Origin of the sequence: Streptomyces sp. NPDC006207 (assembly GCF_040613835.1) — a bacterium.
GTDB lineage: Bacteria > Actinomycetota > Actinomycetes > Streptomycetales > Streptomycetaceae > Actinacidiphila.
This window is the reverse complement of sequence record NZ_JBEXSX010000046.1, coordinates 16,688-36,871: the sequence shown is the minus strand read 5'-3', so window position 1 is coordinate 36,871 and position 20,184 is coordinate 16,688. Positions and strand designations below refer to the sequence as shown.

Below are 20,184 nucleotides of genomic sequence, written 5' to 3'. Positions count from 1 at the left end.
ATCGACAAAGCGACGCACGGGATTCCCGTCACGGCGCCCGTGTCAGTGCCCTCCGGCACAGCGCCGCGCGCCCTGCCCGCCTCCTGACGGCACGGGACGGCGGCGTCGACCTCACCGCGGAACGGGGGACACGAGCACGAACGCCCTGCTGTCCGCGCCCGTCCGACCGGGCGGCCCGGCGGCCGTAGACACGCTCACCGAGATCGTCGCGGTCACGGCGCGCCACGGTCGGTGGCGCACCGCCGCCGCCCTCAACGCGCTCGCCACCTTCGGCAGCGCGGACGTGCCGCACCCTCCTCGCACGTCTGTCCTGAACCCGCGGGAACGGCGTCGGCACCGAAGGGACGCGCGTCACCCCATGTCGTGCGCGTGTTCCCCGCCGGAGGACGTCTTCGCGCCGCTCCTCCCGGAGTTCGCCGCGCCCGCGGGGTGGTCCGGGTGGTGCGGTTCGTAGCCCGGGATCGTGCCGTCGGGCTTGGCGACGAGGAACATACCGGCCATTCCCATGTCGGAGTGGCTCTGGACGTGGCAGTGGTACATCCACGCGCCGGCGCCGACGTGTTCGCCCGCGATGATCTGGAAGCCGAAGGAGTCCGCCGGTCCGGTGATCTTGTTGTCGATCACGCGGCTGGGGTCGTCGGGTCCGGTCAGCAGGCCCGTCCTGTTGTCGGCCCAGCGGTGACCGTGCATGTGGAACGTGTGGTAGTACTCGCCGTGCGTGATCATGACGATCTCGACGCGGTCGCCCACCGTCGCCTCGAAGTTCGGGGTGTCGGCGCCGGACCTGTTGTTGATCGTCATGTCGTTGAAGACGATCGTGAACTGCTTGTCCGGCAGGATGTCGCCCTTCCTGCGCACGACGACCGGCCCGTAGAGGCCCTTGCGGATCCCGCCCGTTCCGTGGTCGGTGCCCACGACGTGGTCGTGGTAGTGCCAGTAGCCCGCGCTGCCCGGCCGCCACGTGCCGTCCTTGCGCCGGCCCGGGGCGTGGGTGCGCCAGGTGTACGTCCGCGTGCCGCCCGGCTCGACGTGGCTGCGGGTCATCCGGGTGCCGTCGCTGGCGATGTCGTAGTCCATGCCGTGGACGTGGAGGCTGGCGTCCACGTCCGAGGCGTTCTCGAACTCGATGTGCAGGGTGTCGCCCTCGACCAGCTCGATCAGCGGGCCGGGCACGGTGGCCTTGCCCTTCTCCAGGCCGTACCCCATCCGGCCGTTCGGCAACGTCTCGGCGTAGAGCTTGAGGTGGCGCACCTGGCCGCCGGCCGGTGCGGTGGGCGGTGAGGGCTCCGCGGAGGAAGCCGAGGGGGCGGAGGCCACCGCCAGCGAGGCCGTCCCGGTGGCGGCGACCACGCCACCGGCCAGCAGCCGCCGGTTGAAACTCCTTCTGTCCAAAGCCATACCGGTCTCTCCAGTGCCGTGAGGAGACGGTCGGGGCGCGAGGGTCCCCGGGGACGGCCACACGGTAGACCAGGGATCTCCGTTTATCCACACCCAGGACAAAGTTGGTGAGATTCCGTCCATAGCTGTTGGCGGACCGTCAAAAGCCGTCTAGCTTCAGGCGCTGTTGCTGTGACCTACGAAGGTGGGTGAACGATGCAGAGCGCACCACATCACCGGTCGAGATCCCGGCGAGGCGCGGCCGCGGTCCTGGTGACCGGGACCCTGGCGGCATCCCTGCTGGGCGGTACCACCGCCTCGGCCAGACCGTATCCGGAGCCGGTGCCGACAACGTTATCCCTGCCGTCCCCACCGGGCGGCAAGAACGTCAAGGTCCTGGTGTTCCACGCCTCGGCCACCGAGGAGTCCCCGAGCGTCGACGCGGGCATCGAGGCGATCGAGGCGATCGGCCTGACCGGGCCCGCGGCCCAGCGCTACAAGACCGTCGCGACCGACGACGCCTCGGTCTTCACCAACGCCAAGCGCCTGGGCACCTTCAACGCGGTCGTCTTCCTGACCGGGGGCGGCGATGTGCTCGACCCCGAGCAGGAGGCCGGCCTGGAGGCCTACATGGAGGCCGGTGGCGGCTTCCTCGGCATCCACGACGCGGCGCGCACCGAACCGTACTCCGACTGGTTCGCCGGCCTGATCGGCGCCCGGCCCGCGGCCACCAACCCGGCCGCCGTCCAGCGCGCCGTCGTCGAGATCCCCGACCGGACCAATCCGGCCACGAAGGACCTGCCGCTGGAGTGGAAGCGGCCCGACAAGTGGCTCAACTGGGCGAGCAACCCGACCGGCAAGGTGCACACCGTGGCCAAGGTCAGGGAGAGCAGCTACAAGCCGGGAACCGGCGCCAACGGCGTCGACCACCCCGTCTCCTGGTGCCGTGACTACGACGGCGGCCGGTCCTTCTACACCGGGATGGGCGGTACGGCGGATTCGTTCGCCGAGACCGACTTCCGCGACCACCTGCGCGGCGCCCTGCAGTGGACCACCCGGCTCTCACGCGCCGACTGCAAGGCGACGATCGACGCCAACTACAGCGCGGTGAAGGTCACCCAGCCCAACCAGCCCGGCCAGCAGGACCAGATCGGCGAACCGCACGGCATGGTCGTCGCCCCCGACGGACGGGTGCTGTACATCGGCCGCGGCGGCGGTGCCAACGGCGCGCCGGTCGTGACCGACTGGAACAGCCCCGACATGGGCAAGGGTCTCGGCCAGGTCCACGTCTACGACCCGGCGACGAAGAAGGTGACCCTCGCGGGCGCCCTGACCGTCTTCGGCAACAAGGGCGGCGGCGACGAACTCACCAAGGTCGAGGAGGGGCTGCTCGGCATCGAGCTCGACCCCGCCTTCGAGACCAACGGCTGGGTGTACCTCCACTACACCCCGCACTCCGGTCTCGACCGCGACAAGCACGTCGCGGAGCGGCGCGTCTCCCGCTTCACGCTGGACCTCGCCACCGACAAGCTGGACCTCGCCTCCGAGAAGGTCCTGCTCAAGTGGCCCGTCCAGGTCCACAGCTGCTGCCACGCCGGCGGCGGGATGGCCTGGGACTCCAAGGGCAACCTGTACATCGCGACCGGTGACAACAACTCGTCCGGGTTCAGCGACGGTTACTCCGGCAACAACCCACAGCCCAACTTCAAGGGCCTGTCCTTCGCCGACGCCCGCCGCACCGCGGGCAACACCAACAACCTCAACGGCAAGATCCTGCGCATCCACCCGGAGCCGGACGGCACCTACACCCTGCCCGAGGGCAACCTCTTCACCGGCAAGGAGCAGGACGAGGGCGGCGGCAAGACCCGCGGCGAGATCTACGTCATGGGCGTGCGCAACCCGGCGCGGATCTCCGTCGACAAGAAGACCGACGTCCTCTACGCGGGCTGGGTCGGCCCCGACGCGGGCGCACCGAGCACGACCTGGGGACCGGCGAAGTACGACACGTTCGCCGCGATCACCAAGGCCGGCAACCACGGCTGGCCGTTCTGCATGGGCAACAAGCAGCCCTACAGGGACCGCAACCTGCCGGACCCGGGCAAGCCGCTGGGCTGGTACGACTGCGACGCCCCCAAGAACGAGTCGCCGAACAACGACGGACTGGTGAACCTCCCGCCCGTCACCGGCAACACCATCTGGTACTCCCCGCAGGGCGGCGCCCCCGACTTCCCCCGGGACGCCAATGGGGTCCCGAGCTACAAGAACGAGGAGGCCACCTACCTCCTGCCGTGGCTCAAGGGCGGCGGCCAGGCCACCATGGACGGCCCGGTCTACCGCTACGACGCCACGACCGCGGGCGCCGGCGCGTGGCCGCAGTACTGGGACGGCAAGTGGTTCGTCGGCGACTTCTACGACGCGGACAATCCGCGTCACGCGGTGCTGACCGACCCCAAGACCGTCGGCAAGGGCGGGCTGCCCGTCACCGCCGAGTCCCTGAAGAAGATCATCCCGGTCGGCCAGGGCGGCATCCGCAACCTCATGGACTGGAAGTTCGCCCCGGACGGCTCGCTCTACGTCCTCGACTACGGGCGCGGCTTCTTCACCTCCGACTCCCAGTCCGCGCTGTGGCGCGTGACGTACACGGGCGGCGCGGCGACCCCCGCCGCGCAGGACCTGGTCAGGAAGGCGGCACAGTGAGACAGCGACCTCTACGCCCCCTGGCGGCCCTGCTGGGCGCGCTGCTGATGGTGCTGGGGCTCACCTCGACGGTCGCCTACGGGCGCACCGACGACCGTGCGGCGGCCGGCGGGACCACGGCCGCCGCCCAGGTGCTCACCTGGACGGCGAGCTCACGCACCGACCAGTACGCGAGCTTCCCGACCACGGCGGTCGCCGGGCCGACGACGCTCGTCTTCGAGAACAGCGCGGCGACCGGCAACGACATCGGCATGCCGCACACGCTCACCTTCGACGTGTCGGACCCCGAGTACAACCACGACGTCCCGGTCAACATCCTGGCCAACCCGGGCGACGACAGCGGCGGCCGGCACACCGTCGACGTCACCCTCACACCCGGGCGCTACCGCTTCTTCTGCAGCATCCCCGGCCACGGCCAGATGCAGGGCATCCTCACGGTGACCGAGCCCGGCGGCGAGGACACCACCGCGCCCACCACCGCGGCCGAGGTCACGGGCCAGAAGAACGCCGACGGCGCCTACGTCGGCTCCGCCACGGTCACCGTCAGCGCGACCGACGACGGATCCGGTGTGAAGACGGTGGAGTACGCGATCGGCCAGGACGGCCCGTGGCAGCCGTACACCACACCGCTGGTCGTCGACCAGGTCGGCGCCCACGCCGTCCGCTACCGCGCCACCGACCAGGCGGGCAACGTCGCCGCCGAGAAGTCCGTCGCCTTCGACGTGGTCGCGCCGCCGACCGACGACACCACCGCGCCGGAGACCTCGGCCACCGTGAGCGGCGAGAAGGACGCCGACGGCAACTACCTGACGATGGCCACGGTCACCGTCACCGCCTCGGACACCGGGTTGGGCGTCAACACCATCGAGTACGCGGTCGGCGCCACCGGCGCCTGGCAGACCTACACCGCGCCGGTGATGGTGCACCAGGTCGGCTCGCACACCGTCCGCTACCGCGCCGCCGACAAGGCGGGCAACGCGTCGGCCGAGAAGTCCGTCGCGTTCACCGTCGTGGCGCCGCCCACCCAGGACACCACCGCGCCGGAGACCTCGGCGACCGTGACCGGCACCAGGAATTCCAATGGCGCGTACATCACCAGCGCCAAGGTCACCGTCACCGCCACCGATGCGGGCTCCGGGGTGGACCGGATCGAGTACTCCCTCGACGGCGGCCCGTACCTCGTGTACTCCGCCCCCGTCATCGTCGACCGGATCGGCTCCCACACGCTCGCCTACCGCGCCACGGACAAGGCGGGCAACACCGCGACGGCGCGCGAGGTGACCTTCACCATCGCGCAGGGCGGCGGCGTCCCGGCGCCCAACTGCCCGGAGTACGACGAGCGGCTGACCGTCATCGTCGGCACCGTGGACTCGGGCGTGCCGAACCGGCTCACCCGCAGCCGCTGCACCATCAACGAGCTGATCGAGGACGAGAAGGACTGGTCCTCGCACGCCCTGTTCCTCAAGCACGTCGACGGCGTGCTCGACCGGCTGCTCGCCGACAACGTCATCGACCAGCGCGAGTTCAACAAGATCACCAAGGCCGCCAAGCAGTCGAAGATCGGCAAGCCCGGCCAGACGCAGGGCTACCGCGACCTGTTCGACGGCACCGAGGCCTCCCTGGCGAAGTGGGAGCAGGTCGGTGGCGGCCGCTTCACCCTCTCCGGCGACGGCGCCATCACCAGCAGCACCACCGTCCCCGGCATGGGCATGCTGTGGTTCCCGGAGCGGAAGTACGGCGACTTCTCGCTCAAGCTCCAGTTCCGCGACGACGCCCCGGGCACCGGCAACGCCAACGGCGGTGTCTTCATCCGCTTCCCGGACGTACACGACCACCCCGAGGAGTCCCGTCCCGAGTGGGTCGCCATCAACTACGGGCACGAGATCCAGATCCTCGACCGCCCCGACGGTGACATGTACAAGACCGGCTCCGTCTACGGCTTCGACCGCGTGGGCCTCGGCGGCGCCGGCGTGACCCCGAAGGGCACCTGGAACGACTACGAGATCCGCGCCGAGGGCCAGCACTTCACGGTCCTGCGCAACGGCGTCGTCATCAACGAGTTCGACAACGTCGGCGGCCAGGTCTTCACCCCGCCGCGCGACGGGGACCCGGGCACCGACGGCCGGCGCTACGCCACCGGCTACATCGGCCTCCAGGTCCACAGCACGACGGACGTGATCTCCTACCGCGACATCCGCATCAAGCAGTTGTGATCCGCCGTCCCTGACCGCTCCCCGGGCCCTCCCCGCACCCGCGGGGAGGGCCCACCGCGTCATCCGGGCACCCGGTCCCGGGACCGGTCCTCATCTGGGCACGGCATCGCCCCGAGCGATAGAACCGTGCCATGCCACGTTTCGAGGTCACTTCGATAGGTACGGTCCGGAACGACCGGACGGACGTCCAGCACACGGACAACTGGGGTGCCGTCCGGAGCACGATCACCATCGACGAGCGCTTCGGTGAGGCGTGCCTGCAGGGTCTGGAGGGCTTCTCCCACGTGGAGGTCCTCTTCGTCTTCGACCGGTTCCCCGAGAGTGACGACCACCGCGAACCCCGCCCCTACCGCGGCCGCTCCGACCTCCCGCCCGTCGGTGTCTTCGCCGGCCGCGGCCCCCGCAGGCCGAACCGCATCGGGGTGACGTGCTGCCCCATCGAATCGGTCCACGGCCGTGAACTGACGGTGCTGGGCCTTGACGCGGTCTCCGGCACCCCGGTCATCGACCTGAAGCCGGCGATGGTGGAGTTCCGCGCGGTGGACGTCAAGCAGCCGGAATGGGTCAGCGACCTGATGTCGGAGTACTTCCAGCCGTAGACGGCGCGAGGAGGTCGTGGGCGAGGGTGTCCAGGACCCAGGTGAGTTCATGGCGGCTGAGCGGACCGGCCGGCAGGGCCCGTACGCCGTGGGCGGCGCCGAGGAGGGCGCCGGTGAGGGAGGCGACGGACGCGCCGTCAGGCGCGGCGGCGGCGAAGTGGAGTGCGTCGCCGATCTGGTGCCGGTGGGGGAAGGAAGCGGCGCAGTAGAGGGCGCCGCGCAGCGCTGAGGGAGCGGTCGCGTCCGGGGCGAGGGCGGCGAGCCGTCGCGGGTCGGCCGGGTCGTCGGTGGCCTGCCGGTACGCCGTGTGGAGGCGGCCGGGTTCGCCCGTGTCGCCGAGGGCGTCCAGGCCGGCCCGCAGGGCGAGGTGGAGTTGCGACTGCTCGGCGAACAGGGGCTCCTGGGCTTCCGTGGTGCCGGTCAGGCAGTGGTGGAGCAGCACGGTCGCGTGGGCCGCCGCGGGGTGGGCGGCGATCTCGCCTGCCCAGGCGGCCGCTTGGGCCGGGCCGTGCGTAGCGCCGGCGACGGCGATGGGGAGGACGGCGCGGAGGTCGGCGCGGAGGTCGGTGGCGAGGAAGTCCGGCTCCTTGCCGCGCGGTTCGGCCAGCGCGGGGACGCGAGCGAGCCAGCCGCCGGGCTGGTGGCCGCCTGCGTCCTGGAGGGCTTCCCGTCGGCCGTGGGCGCGCTGCACGGCTGACGGGAGATGACCGGCACCGTGCCGGGCACCGGTCCGTGCGCGGATGATGCCTTCGACGGTGAAGCAGGCCAGTTGGGTGCCGGCACCGGCCCTCAGCGGGCCGCGGTCCGGCAGCGTGCCCTGGGCGGAGCCCAGCGTGTCGCCCAGGGCCAGGCCGAGCAGCAGCCCGCGCACGCGGGACAGTGCGTACCCCGGCAGTGGCGGTCGTTCGCTCTCGTGCTCCGGCTGCTCCTCGGGGTCGGTGCTGTCGATGCCGTCGGCGGCGTCCTCCTCCGGGGAGGCGTCGCGCGCCGCCGGCACGGCCGCCGCGGGGGCTTGCGTGCCGTGCGCGGTGGCCGGGGCGGGTGCCGCGGTCAGTGCCCGTACGGCGTGGCGCAGTTCGGGGTGGGCCGGCACCGGGAGCGCCCCACCCGGCGCCCCGCCGGCGAGATGGCTGTAGACGGCGGCGACGGCGGCGGTCCGGCTCTGCCCGGCCGAGGAGTGGAGCAGGACCTTCGTGCCCGCGCGCCGCAGCCGCAGCACCTGCCGGGCGGCCTGGTCCAGCACGAAGGCGAGGTTGGCGTTGTCTCCCGTGCCGTCCCGCAGCCACACCCGTATGTGCTCCACGTCGGCGCCGGGCAGCACGGGCGCCGTTCCCGTACGGCACAGCGACACCACCGCGTCGGCCGTGACCGGCCCGGCGCCTTGGGCCAGGGCCAGGTTGCCCAGCATCACACCGGGGTCGTGCGGGTGGGTGACGGCGAGGCCGGCGGGGGAGTGGGAAGGCAGTGGCACGCGCGGTGCCGAGGGCCAGCCGTCATCGTCGTCGGCCCCGTCCCTGGCGGTGAGGACCGCGAGCCGTACCAGGTCGGGCCCGCTCAGGCCGGGCCAGCCGTGGACGGCCCGCTGCCAGTCCAGGGGGATGCCGCAGCAGCCCCAGCGCGCGCCGAGCAGGGCGCCGGCGATCGCCGCGACGGTGTCGGTGTCGTGGCCGGCCCGCACCGCGGCCGCCAGCGCCTGCCGCAGGTGCGCCGCGGGGAAACGGCCCTTTCCGGGGTCGAGTTCGGGTACGGGCGTACGGGTGATCGCCGACCAGGCCGCCTGGAGCGCCCGGACGACCCAGCCGTTGTCGGCGAAGTGCCCGGGCGGCGCGGCCTCCGCCTCGTCCAGCCGCTTCGCCCACGTGTCCCGCCGTACGGCCGGGAGGAGGCCGAGCCCGGCCCGCACACCGTCGAAGGTGCCGTGCAGCACGGCGGTGCGAATGCCGGAGCACCACAGGACGCAGGCGTCGGCGCAGTCGGGGTCCGGGTGGGTGAGGGAGCTGACCGCGGTGGCGGCCTCGGCCATCGCGGCGGCGTCCCCGAGGTGTGCGAGGGCGACGATCCCGGTGCGCATCAGCGAGCCGTTCCCCGCGGTGAGCCGGTGCCCGGCGGCGTACCGGCGGGCGGCCTCCCGCAGCGCCTCCGCCGGGCTTCCGGGCAGCGCTTCGGCGGCGCCCAGCACGGAGCGGGTCTGGGCGCCGACGTCGCTGGCCCCGCCGTCCACCCAGTGCCGGAAGCCGGCGGCGATCGCGTCCAGGGCCCCGGGGCTGCGCAGGTCCGCCCCGGTCGCCGCGACCTGGGCGACGCACACCTGCATCTGGGTGTCGTCGGAGTACTCGCCGGGCCGGTACGGCCCGAGACCGCCGCCGATCATGCCCGGCTGCTGGTCCTCGCGCAGGGTCGCCTTGAACTCGTAGGGCACCCCCAGCGCGTCACCGACGGCCGCACCGAGCAGCACCCCGGCCGCGCGGTCGATGCCCCGGGCGTCGAGGCGGGGGCTGGAGGCGCGGGTCATGGCGGGTCAGCCTGGCACGTCGGCCTGCCTGTTCTCAAGGCGACGCCGTGGGGCGCGCAGGAGCGTCCGATCCGACGGGTCGTCAGCTAGCGTGGAAGCGTGATCAGGCAAGCCACCGGGGAACGCCGCGCGCGGAGCGCGTACGTCGCGGCGTCGGGCGTGTTCGCGGTCGGCATGGCGGGCACCACGCTGCCGACACCGCTGTACGGGCTCTACCGGGAACAGATCGGCTTCTCCGAACTGGTCGTCACGGTGGTCTTCGCGGTCTACGCGATCGGGGTGATCGCCGCGTTGCTGGTCGCCGGGGACTTCTCCGACGTCCTCGGCCGGCGCCCGGTGCTGTTCGCAGCGCTGGGCCTGTCGCTGCTGAGCGCGGTGTGCTTCCTCTTCGAGAGCGGCCTGCCGCTGCTGTTCGCGGGGCGGCTGCTGTCGGGGTTTTCGGCCGGTCTGCTCAGCGGGGCCGCGACGGCCGCGGTGCTCGAACTGGCGCCCCCGGACCGGCGCGCACGCGCGGGTCTCGCGGCCACCGCCGCCAACATGGGCGGCCTCGGCTGCGGGCCGCTGCTGTCGGGGGTCCTGGCGCAGTACGCGCCGTGGCCCCTCCGGCTGCCCTTCCTGGTGCACATCGTCCTGCTGCTGGCGGCCTACGCCGTCGCGCGTGCCCTGCCCGAGACGGTGGCGGTGCGCAGCCCGCGTCCCCCGCTGCGCCCTCAGGGCATGGTCGTCCCTCCGCCGACGCGGGCGGCGTTCATCCCCGCCGGGCTGGCGGCGTTCGCCGGTTTCTCCCTGCTCGGCCTGTTCACGGCGGTGGCGCCGAGCTTCCTCGCCATGACGCTGGGGGAGCGCAACCTGGCCGTCGACGGCCTCGTCGTCTTCTCCGTGTTCTGCGCTTCCACCGCCGGGCAGATGCTGATGGGACGTCTGGGCGTCCGGCGCGCACTGCCGACCGGATGCCTGGCGCTCACGGCCGGCATGGCCGTGGTCGCGGCCTCGCTGGTGGTGGAGTCCCTGCCGGTACTGGTGGTGGGTGCCCTGGTCGGCGGCCTCGGGCAGGGCATGTCGTTCCGCGCAGGCCTGACCGGCGTGAGCGCGGTGGCCCCCGACGAGCACCGCGGCGCGACGATCTCGGCCTTCTTCGTCGCCGCCTACGTCGGCATCTCCGTACCGGTGGTCGGGGTCGGCGCGCTCAGCCTGGCGCTCGGACTGCGGGACGCGGGCGTGGTCTTCGCGCTGTACGTGATCCTGGTGTCAGCCGCCGTCGGCGTCTTCCTGCTGCGCCGGCCGCTGCGTACGCGGTGACGTGACGGAGGCCGCGCAGCGCATGTGCGGCACCGGTACCCCGCCCCGCACCGGCACCTGACTCCGCGCTTCGCCCCGAGCCCCGCTCCACGACACAGCGCCTCAAGTGACATGCGCTACCTCGCTGTTCGAGGCTGTCAAGATCTGTTCGAAATCTCAGGGATGTGATCGTATTCGCCCAGGAAAACGCAAGGAGGAACAGTGCTGTTCACCACGGCCCGAAGAACGGGCTTGGCGGCTCTGGGCACCGCCACCGCCGTACTCGTCACTCTCCTGAGCCCCGCGTCGGCGGGGGCGGCCGCGTCCGCCGCACCGCCGGAAGGGCCGCCGGCCCCCGCCGGGGGCCAGGTGAAGACCGTGACCCTCATCACCGGGGACAAGGTCGTCGTCACCCCGGGGACCGGCGGCGGGCGGGACTCGCTGACCGTCGAGCGCCGTCCCGGGGCCGCCGGTTCGGTGCGCATCGTCACCGAGGCGGGCGACACCTACGTCTACCCGGACGACGCGCTCGCGTACGTGGCAGCGGACCGCCTCGACAAGCGCCTGTTCAACGTCACCGGGCTGATAGCGCAGGGCTACGACGACGCGCACGCCCCGCGGCTGCCCCTGATCGTCACCGGCGGGAACCACGCCGCCCTCCGCCGCGGCGGCAGCGCCCTGCCCGGTGCGGAGACCCGCCGCGACCTGCCCTCCGTCGGCGGCGCTGCCCTCGCGGCCGACCGGTCGGAAGCGGCCGACGCCTGGGCCGCGCTCACCGCGGGCGGCACCGGCCCCTCCGGGCGGGAGGCGACCGGGTCCCGCCGTGCCGCCGCGGCCCCGTCGTTCACCGGCGGCATCGACAAGATCTGGCTGGACGGCAGGACGAAGGCGACGCTCGCCGACACCACGGCCCAGATCGGTGCGCCGCAGGTCTGGGAGTCGGGGGACACCGGCTCCGGCGTCAAGGTCGCGGTGCTGGACACCGGCGCCGACACCGGGCACCCGGACCTGAAGGACCGGATCGTCAGCACCCGCAGTTTCGTTCCCGACCAGGACGTGCCGGACGGCAGCGGCCACGGGACCCACGTCGCCTCCACCGTCGCCGGCACCGGCGCGGCGTCGGACGGCAAGGAGAAGGGCGTGGCCCCCGGCGCCGACCTGGTGGTCGGCAAGGTGCTCGGCAACCGCGGCGAGGGACAGGAGTCCTGGGTCATCGGCGGCATGGAGTGGGCCGCGCGCACGGAGCACGCCAGGGTCGTCAACATGAGCCTGGGCAGCGCCGAGCCGAGCGACGGAACCGACCTGATGAGCCGGAGCCTCAACGCTCTGAGCGCCGAGACGGGCACGCTGTTCGTCGTCGCCGCCGGCAACAGCGGCCGGGGGTCCACGCCGTACACCATCGGTTCCCCGGCCGCCGCCGACGCCGCGCTGACCGTGGGCGCGGTCGGCCCCTCCGACGACCTCGCGTTCTTCTCCAGCGTCGGACCGCGCGTCGGCGACGAGGGCGTCAAGCCCGACCTGACGGCCCCGGGCGTGGACGTCCTGGCCGCCCGGTCGCAGTACGCGAGCGGGGGAGAGGGCCCCTACACCACGATGAGCGGGACCTCGATGGCCTCCCCGCACGTCGCGGGCGCCGCGGTCCTGCTGGCGCAGCGGCATCCCGACTGGCCGGGCAGCCGGTTGAAGGACGCCCTGATGAGCACCAGCAAGGCGACGCCGTACCTGACCGCCTACCAGGGCGGTTCGGGACGCGTCGACGTCGCGGCCGCGGTCCGCGCCCGGGTCACGGCGACCGGATCGGTCTTCCGCTTCCTCCGGTGGCCGAACGGCGGCACCGGCCCCGTCACGCAGGGGATCACGTACACCAACTCCGGTGACGAACCGGTGACGTTGCGACTCGCGGTGGAGGCGGGTGCCCCGGACGACGGCGTGTTCTCCCTCTCCGCCGACCAGGTCACCGTGCCGGCCCACGGCAGCACCGCGGTGGAGGTCGGCGCCGACCCCTCCGGCCTCGCACGGGGCGACCACACCGCCCAGGTCGTCGCCCGCGACGCCACCGGTGCGGCGGTCGCCCACACGGTCGCCGGCATCGGCCTCGAGCCGGAGCGGTACGACCTCGGCATCACCATGAAGGACCGCTCGGGCGAGCCGATGAGCGGCTGGATCCACCTCAAGGGCGCCCTCAGCAGGTCCACCACCGCCTACGAGATCCCGGCGAGCGGGGAGCTGACCCTGCGTCTGCCCGCCGACACCTACACGGTGGTGTCGTACGCGGACGTCGTGGGCACCCACGGCCCGAGTTCCCGGGGCATCGCCCTGCTGAGCGCCCCCGAGGTGGACCTGACCGCGGACCGGCAGGTCGTCCTCGACGCCTCCAAGGCGCATCAGGTGCGGGCCGTCACACCGAAGCCCACCACGCTGGTGAACACCCGGCTGGACTTCTTCCGCTCCTTCACCTCCACCGAACCCAGCCCCGGTGACTACGGCGCGGTCAGGGAGAACGTGATCGTCGGCCCGGGCTACGACAGCGTCTGGGCCCAGCCGACCGGCGCCAGGGTACGGCACGGCAGCTTCGTGTTCGCCACCCGCCTGCGGGCCCAGCAGACGCCGCTCGACCTGTCCTACGACGGCGGCAGGATCGACGACGCGCTCGCCCAGGAGGGAAGCGCCGCCCTGCCCGACGGCACGTCGACGCCGGACGCGGTGTTCGCGGGCGCCGGTTCGGCCGAGGAGTTCGCCACGGCGCGAGCCCGCGGCAAGGTCGCCGTGGTCCGCCACAGCACCGAGGTCGCGCCCTCGGCGCAGGCGTCGGCCGCGAAGGCGGCGGGCGCGAGAGCGCTGCTCGTGGTCAACGACGGAGTGGGGCGGCTGGCCACCTGGTACGGGTCGCCGGACTACACCACCGACTCGGACGTGCCCGTGGTGTCGGTGACCAAGGACGAGGGTGAGGCACTGATCGCGAGGATCGCCTCGGCGCGCGAGCACCGGGTCGGACTCCGGGTGGCGGCCCACCCGTCCCCCTCGTACCTGTACGACCTGGTCAAGTACCACGCGGGCGCCGTGCCCTCGGACGTGGCCTACCGGGCCGACCCGGACCGGCTGGCGCGCGTCGACGTCGACTTCGCCCAGCCGCGAGGCAAGCAGGCCCTGGAGCGCAGGACGGACTACCCGGCGTACGAGTGGGCCGCGGGGTACTCCTTCGGACTCGAGCCCATGGCACCCGGACGGCGTACCGACTGGGTGACCGCGGGCGAGGACGCCACATGGCAGCAGACCGCGTCGGTCAGCGGCTGGGTGGGCGCGACGAACAGCCCCACGTCCTACCGGCCGGGCAGCGTCCAGCAGGAGCGGTGGCTCGGCCCGGTCCTGCGGCCGCGCATGTCCGACGGCGACTCCCAGGCGCGGGACGACACCTCCCTCTCGCTGGTCGTCCCGGGCTGGAGCGACTCGGGAGCCCCGCACACGGGCTCCGCGGGAACCGAGACGATGACCGCGCGCACCTCACTGCTCCAGGGCGGCACCACGCTGCTGACGACCGACAGCGCCTACGTCAACGCCTTCGACCTGCCGGCCGAGTCGCTGCCGTACCGCCTCGTCGTCGACACCGCGGGTGATCCGGCGCTGAGCCCGTACTCGTCGAAGACCCACACGCAGTGGGACTTCGTCTCGGGCAAGGCGCAGTCCGGGACCGTGCCGCTGGTCCAACTCGACTACGGAACGGAACTCGACGCCGCAGGCAGGGCACGCCGCACGCAGGAGGTCTCGATCACCCCCTCGGTGCTCGGCACGTCCGCGAAGGACGCGGTGTCCTCGGTCCGGCTCGAGGTCTCCTACGACGACGGAGCGTCCTGGCACCGCCAGGACCTGAAGGCCCGTCAGGGATCCTGGCGGGCCACCCTGCACGCCCCCTCCTCGGCCGCGTTCGTGTCGCTGCGCACCAGCGCCACGGCACGCGCCGGGGGATCGGTCGCGCAGACCGTCATCCGGGCCTTCGGCCTGAAGTGACGCCCGGGGGCCGGTGCCGCGCACACGCCGCGCACACGCCGCGGCACCGGCCCCGCGGGCCCCGGCGTCCGGCCGGGCGCTTTCGTGCCGCCGCGGTGCCATACTCCGGTGCATGCGGGGGGACTTCGTCAAAGCCGTGCCCAAAGTGCCGTGCGCCCTTGCCGTCTGCTGCCTGCTCCTGACGCTGGGCGTCGCCTGGTTCCTCTACGGCCAGGTCCGGGGCGCCGACCGGATCGACGCCTCGCCCGTGCGGGTGGACGGCGTGATCGAAGAGGTGACGTTCGGCAGGGGCGCGAGTGCGCGTGTCGGGTACGAGGTCGCCGGGCGCCCCCTTGTCGACCGTGACCTGCCCGTGTCGCAGATGCCGGGCCGCGTCGCCGTGGGCGCCCGCCTGTGTCTGGAGGCGGCAGCAGACCATCCCCGGTCGGTACGCCTGTGCGGCCGGCGCTACCCGGCCGGTGACGACATGCCGCCGACCGCCGTCCTCGGCATCGTCGCCGGCACCGCCGGCACGCTCTGCGCGGCCGCCTTCGCGGTGTCCGGGTACCGCGACCGCCGCCCGCAGGCCTCCGGACGACCGGCCTCGGCCAGACCGCCCGCCGCGGAAGCGGGTGTTTGATGACGGGCACGGGAGGAAGCGGGGAACTCCGCCTGCCCGCCGCGTGGGGGGCCGGCACGGCCGTTGCGGCGCTCCTCGTCATCGGCCTCGGCCTGGCCGGGAGCTACCACGGCGGCATCATCGGCGCGCTGCTGCTGGCCGGCCTCGCCGGCACGGCGGGAGTCCTCCCCGCCTACGGCCTCGCCCGTGCGTGGCGGGCCCGCGACCACCGCACCCCCGGCTGGCTCGTCCACCTGGCCGCCGCCCTCGTCTGGTCGGCCACCCTGTCGCTCCTCACCAGCGCCGTGCTCCTGGGACTGCCCCACGGTTGGGGAACGGCCCTGTCCTGGAGCGACGTACGCCTGCGCACCACGTGGATCGCTGCCGTCGTGACCCCCTCCGCCCTCGGCGCGTACGCCGTGACCCTCCCCGTGGTGCGCAGCCGGGCCGGCGACCCCCGCAGGGGCGGCCGTCACCGCTGAGGTGCCCCCCGAGCAGGCATGACCTTTGACGGACGATATCTGGATGTTTACTATCCAGATATGCGAACGGGTAAGGGCGTCGAATGGGCGGTGCACACACTGCTCAACCTCGCGTGGCTCGGGGACGGCGAGCCGGTCCCGACCGCGCAGCTGGCCGCCGGTCACGATCTGTCGGCGTCCTACCTGAACAAGCAGCTCCAGCAGCTCGTCAAGGCGGGTCTGCTGGAATCCGTGCCGGGTGCGCGGGGCGGCTTCCGGCTGGCCCGCCCGCTGGAGGCGGTGTCGATGCTGGACGTGGTCCTCGCCGTCGAGGGGGACGACCCCCTGTTCCGCTGCGCCGAGATCCGCCGCTGCGGCACGATCGGCGAGCGGGTGCCGGCGGGCGGTTTCCGCCGTCCCTGTGCGGTGAACAGCGCCATGGGGCGGGCCGAGCTGGCCTGGCGGAAGGTGCTGGCCGAGCAGAGCCTCGCCGACGTGCGGGCGGAGGCCGAAGCGCACGCTCCCGCGGTGGGGTCGTACGTACGGGGAGGGCTCGGGCGCGACTGAGCCCGCTTCCCGTGCCGGGGGCCCTTCGCTCCCAGGAGCTTCATTCAGGATGAAAAACATCTCGATTTCGCCGGATGTGGGGGCGAAGGAGGTCACGCCAGCATGAGTCTCATGCGCATACCCAGGTCGCCCGAGGTGCTCGAGGCCGAGTGGGAGACGCACCGGCCCGCCGTGTTCGGGGTGGGGTACCGCCTGCTGGGAAGCGTGGCCGACGCCGAGGACATCGCCCAGGACGTGTGGCTGCGGGCGGCCGGAGCGGATCTGCGCGACATCGGCGACCTCCGGGCCTGGCTGGTCACGGTCGCCGCCCGACGGTCGTACGACGTCCTGAAGTCCGCGCGCGCCCGCCGGGAGACTTATGTGGGGCCATGGCTGCCCGCGCCGTTGCTGACGGGTCCTGACGCGTCGGAGGCGGTGCTCGTCGACGAGTCCGTCGGGTCGGCGATGCTGCTCGTCATGGAGGAACTGAGCCCGCCGGAGCGTGTGGCCTTCATCCTCCACGACGTCTTCGGCCTCGAGTTCAGCCGGATCGCCGACGTGCTGGACGCCTCCGCACCGGCCGCCCGCCAACTCGCCTCGCGGGCGCGGCGCAAGGTGGCCAGGGCGAGGCAGTCGACGCCGCAGGCGACCCGGGCGGAGCGGGAACGGCGGCTCGCCGCGTTCCGCGCCGCGTACGAGGCCGGGGACATGGCCGGACTGGTGCGGCTCCTCCACCCGGAGGCCGTGTACGTCACGGACGGCGGCGGCGAGGTCTTCACGGCGCGCAAGCTGGTCCACGGCGGCACGCGCATCGCCAAGCTGATGGTGGGGGTGTGGCTCCGGTGGCGTCCGGACCGCGTCGACCTCGTCGAGGTCGGCGGCGAACCCGCGCTCCTGCACCGCCGCGCAGGCCGCGTCTTCTCCGTCGACACGGTGGAGATCGAGGACGGCCTGATCAGCGCCTACCGCAGGGTCCTCGACCCGGCGAAGATCGCTCACGTTTGACCCGTCCCACCGGACGGAACGCCGCCGTGCGTGACGGCGGACCTTCGACGAGGCTTACCCGGCAGAAGACACCCAGAGAAGACACCCAGAGGGGACATCCATGACCGAGCAGCAGCGCGTGAACATCGGAAAGCAGCACCCGGACAGCTACCAGGCGCTCCTCGCCCTGTCCACGGCGGTGGAGGAGAGCGCCGCCGCGGCGGGCCTCGACCCGCTCCTGGTCGAACTGCTGAAGATCCGCACGTCCCAGATCAACGGCTGTGCGTTCTGCCTGCGGATGCACACGCGCGACGCCCTGAAGAAGGGCGAGAACCCGGACCGGATCGCCGTGCTGCCCGCATGGGAGGAAGCCGGCTACTTCTCCGGGACGGACCGCGCCGCCCTGCGCCTGACGGAGGCGATCACCCGCGTGCCGGAGGGGCACGTGAGCGACGCGGACTACGAAGCGGCCGCGGCCGTGCTCACCGCCGACCAGGTCTCGGCGGTCGCCTGGCTGGCGACGCTGATGAACGCGTTCAACCGCGTCGCGATCACCAGCCGCTACCGCGTCGCCGGCTGAGCCACCGGCCGGCGTCCCGGGCGGGGCCGGCCGGTCCGGACGTACGGTTGAGCCATGAGCGCTACACCGGACGACGGTGCTGCTCAGGCGTACGCGAGCACCGCTGCCGACGCCGCCGGGCCGACGTGCCGGGCGGAACTGGACCGGTTGCTGGAGCTCGCCGCGCGGGACACCGGCGCCCACGCGGGCGCGCTGTTCCTGCTGACCCCCGAGGGACGGTCGCTGCGGCTCGAAGTGACCACGGGGATGCCGGCGGAGTACCTCGCACCCTGGTTCGGGGTGGCCCTGTCCGCCCACGTCCCCGTGTCCGACGCGGTGCGCGACAGACGCCTGGTGTGGCTCAGCAAGCCCCAGGAACTCGCCCGTCGTTACCCCCGCACGGCGATCGCCCTGCCGTACCACTTCGCGGTGGCCGCGGCACCGGTCCTCGACGGCTCCGAGGCCTGGGGGGCGCTCCTGCTGTTCTGGCCCTGCTGCGACGCCGCCGAGCTCGCCGGACCCAGCCACGAGCGGGTCGGCGCCGCCTGCCGCCGCCTGGGGCGGTTCCTGCGGGACGCCGCGGACGCCGGGCACCCGGTCACTCCCGCCGCGTCCCCACGGACCCTGTCCCAGCCCCCCGCCCAGGAGTGGGAGCCGTCCGAGGCGCAGGCCGCGGCACACTTCGCCGAACGCCTGCCGGGAGGCAGCTGCACCCTCGACCTCGAGGGCAGATTCACCTACCTGAACTCCACCGCGGCCCGTCTGCTGGGCGGGACCGTCCCCGGTCTCCTCGGCAGACGCCCCTGGCAGGCCCTGTCCTGGTCCAACGATCCCGCCTTCGAGGACCGCTTCCGGGCGGCCGTGGTCAGCCGGCAGCAGGAATCCTTCACGGCGACGGTCCCGCCGGACCGGCGGCTCGCCTTCGAGCTCTACCCCGACGCCTCCGGGGTGAGCGTGCGCCTCGTGCCCTGCGGTCCCGACCGCGTCCAGGCCGCGGCGCGCCCCGGCACGGCGGCGCCCCGTGGCGCGCCGATCGCCCTGGGCGAGCTCTACCAGGTGCTGCACCTGGCCGCCGCCCTCTCCGAGGCCGTCGGCGTGGGCGACGTGGTCGACCTCGTCGCGGACGAGATGCTGCCGACCTTCCACGCCCGGACCCTGGCCCTGGCCCTGTTCTCGCCCGAGGACGGCGCCCTGCGGTTCGTCGGCTGCCGGGGCTACAACCCCTGTCCCGCGGAGGTGTTCACCGGAGCGGCGCTCACCTCCCCGGCCGCGCTCGGGACCCTCGCCGAGGGCGCGCCGGCCTTCTTCACCACCTTCGAGGAGATGCTCGGCGCCTATCCGCACGCCCCCCGCCGTGAGGGCCTGGACGCCTGGGCCTACCTGCCGCTGATCGCCTCCGGCCGGCCCGTGGGCCTGTGCGTCCTCGCCTTCGAACGGCCGCACCACTTCTCCGGCAACCAGCGGACGGTGCTGACCGCACTCGCGGGGCTGATCGCCCAGGCGCTGGAGCGTGCCCGCCTCTACGACACCGTCAAGGAGCTCGCGGAGACCCTGCAGGCGGCCATGCTCCCCGACTCGCTGCCGGACATCCCCGGACTCGACGTCGCCGCCCGCTACCTGCCCAGCGTCCGGGGCATGGACATCGGCGGCGACTTCTACGACCTGGTCCGGGTCGACGAGACCACGGCGGCCGCGGTCATCGGCGACGTCCAGGGCCACCACGTCAGGGCGGCGGCCCTCATGGGCCGGATCCGGCCCGCCATCCGCTCCCAGGCCTTCGCCGGGGCCGCACCGGCGCAGGCCCTCCGCCAGGCCAACCGCCAGTTGTTCGACCTGAACCCCGGCCGCTTCGTCAGCTGCCTCTACGCCCGGCTCGATCTCAGGCGACGCCGGGCCCTCCTGGCCACCGCCGGCCATCCACCGCCGGTGCTGCGCCACCCGGACGGGCACACGGAGGTCCTCACCGTTCCGCCGGGGGTGCTGCTCGGCATCGACCCCGAGGCGGACTACCCCACCACCGAGATCCCCCTGGAGCCCGGCACCGTCCTCGCCCTGTACACCGACGGACTCGTCGAGACCCCCGGTGTCGACCTCGACGACGCCATGGCCGGGCTCGCCGCCCGCCTCGCCGGCACCGCCCGCCAGCCCATGGACCGGCTCGCCACGGACCTGATCGACCACGCGCGCCGAACCGCCCCCCGCACCGACGACATCGCGCTGCTGCTCATCAGGTCCGTCGGCGCGGCGTAACGCAGGTGGGATACAGGCCGGATGACGGAGCGTCAATGGCCGGGGGCCGCAGGGTGACCTCGTGGAGCACCCAGCCGTCGCCGTCCGGGTCGCTGAAGGTAGCAA

The 20,184-nt window shown here is 73.0% G+C and carries 13 protein-coding genes; 11 read left to right on the top strand and 2 right to left on the bottom strand.

Features of this window, described 5'->3' with window-relative positions:
* Window positions 1-351: 351 nt before the first annotated feature.
* On the bottom strand, window positions 352-1,392 hold the full coding sequence (locus ABZ312_RS30520) for a multicopper oxidase domain-containing protein (RefSeq protein ID WP_500439201.1): 1,041 nt from the start codon (window positions 1,390-1,392) through the stop codon (window positions 352-354).
* Window positions 1,393-1,593: 201 nt separating this feature from the next.
* Between ABZ312_RS30520 and ABZ312_RS30515 the strand changes: the two genes are divergently transcribed.
* From ABZ312_RS30515 to ABZ312_RS30505, 3 genes are all read left to right on the top strand, one after another.
* Entirely contained in the window at window positions 1,594-4,074 is a 2,481-nt protein-coding gene (locus ABZ312_RS30515) for a ThuA domain-containing protein (protein ID WP_500439192.1), read from the top strand.
* A gap of 47 nt (window positions 4,075-4,121) precedes the next feature.
* Window positions 4,122-6,287, top strand: a complete 2,166-nt coding sequence (locus tag ABZ312_RS30510; RefSeq protein ID WP_500439200.1) for an OmpL47-type beta-barrel domain-containing protein — start codon at window positions 4,122-4,124, stop codon at window positions 6,285-6,287.
* 131 nt (window positions 6,288-6,418) lie between these two features.
* Window positions 6,419-6,886, top strand: coding sequence for an SAM-dependent methyltransferase (locus ABZ312_RS30505; RefSeq protein WP_500439191.1), 468 nt, complete (start codon window positions 6,419-6,421; stop codon window positions 6,884-6,886).
* Here the strand turns inward: ABZ312_RS30505 and ABZ312_RS30500 are convergent.
* The gene (locus ABZ312_RS30500) at window positions 6,852-9,398 is read right to left on the bottom strand and encodes an ADP-ribosylglycohydrolase family protein (RefSeq protein ID WP_500439190.1); all 2,547 of its coding nucleotides are present in this window, start codon (window positions 9,396-9,398) and stop codon (window positions 6,852-6,854) included. The two genes, ABZ312_RS30505 and ABZ312_RS30500, sit on opposite strands and share 35 nt — an antisense overlap.
* A 174-nt stretch (window positions 9,399-9,572) precedes the next feature.
* On the opposite strand from ABZ312_RS30500, the gene ABZ312_RS30495 reads away from it, so the two are divergent.
* From ABZ312_RS30495 to ABZ312_RS30460, 8 genes are all read left to right on the top strand, one after another.
* Window positions 9,573-10,697 carry an MFS transporter gene (locus ABZ312_RS30495; RefSeq protein ID WP_500323720.1) on the top strand — a complete coding sequence of 375 codons (1,125 nt, stop codon included), beginning with the start codon at window positions 9,573-9,575 and terminating at the stop codon, window positions 10,695-10,697.
* Window positions 10,698-10,898: 201 nt separating this feature from the next.
* Window positions 10,899-14,681 carry a S8 family serine peptidase gene (locus tag ABZ312_RS30490; RefSeq protein ID WP_500439189.1) on the top strand — a complete coding sequence of 1,261 codons (3,783 nt, stop codon included), beginning with the start codon at window positions 10,899-10,901 and terminating at the stop codon, window positions 14,679-14,681.
* 112 nt (window positions 14,682-14,793) lie between these two features.
* Window positions 14,794-15,300: a hypothetical protein gene (locus tag ABZ312_RS30485; RefSeq protein WP_500439188.1), complete on the top strand. Its 507-nt coding sequence runs from the start codon at window positions 14,794-14,796 to the stop codon at window positions 15,298-15,300.
* On the top strand, window positions 15,300-15,761 hold the full coding sequence (locus ABZ312_RS30480) for a hypothetical protein (RefSeq protein ID WP_500439187.1): 462 nt from the start codon (window positions 15,300-15,302) through the stop codon (window positions 15,759-15,761). The genes ABZ312_RS30485 and ABZ312_RS30480 overlap by 1 nt, the downstream gene beginning before the upstream one ends.
* Before the next feature lie 60 nt (window positions 15,762-15,821).
* Window positions 15,822-16,307 (top strand): RrF2 family transcriptional regulator, encoded by a 486-nt coding sequence (locus ABZ312_RS30475; protein ID WP_500356598.1) that lies wholly within the window; start codon window positions 15,822-15,824, stop codon window positions 16,305-16,307.
* A gap of 102 nt (window positions 16,308-16,409) precedes the next feature.
* Window positions 16,410-17,291 carry an RNA polymerase sigma factor SigJ gene (gene sigJ, locus ABZ312_RS30470; RefSeq protein WP_500439186.1) on the top strand — a complete coding sequence of 294 codons (882 nt, stop codon included), beginning with the start codon at window positions 16,410-16,412 and terminating at the stop codon, window positions 17,289-17,291.
* A gap of 100 nt (window positions 17,292-17,391) precedes the next feature.
* Window positions 17,392-17,850 (top strand): carboxymuconolactone decarboxylase family protein, encoded by a 459-nt coding sequence (locus ABZ312_RS30465; protein ID WP_500323692.1) that lies wholly within the window; start codon window positions 17,392-17,394, stop codon window positions 17,848-17,850.
* Between the two features lie 54 nt (window positions 17,851-17,904).
* A complete protein-coding gene (locus tag ABZ312_RS30460; RefSeq protein WP_500439185.1) occupies window positions 17,905-20,079 on the top strand; it encodes a SpoIIE family protein phosphatase in 2,175 nt (724 codons plus the stop codon).
* The last annotated feature ends 105 nt before the right edge of the window (window positions 20,080-20,184 follow it).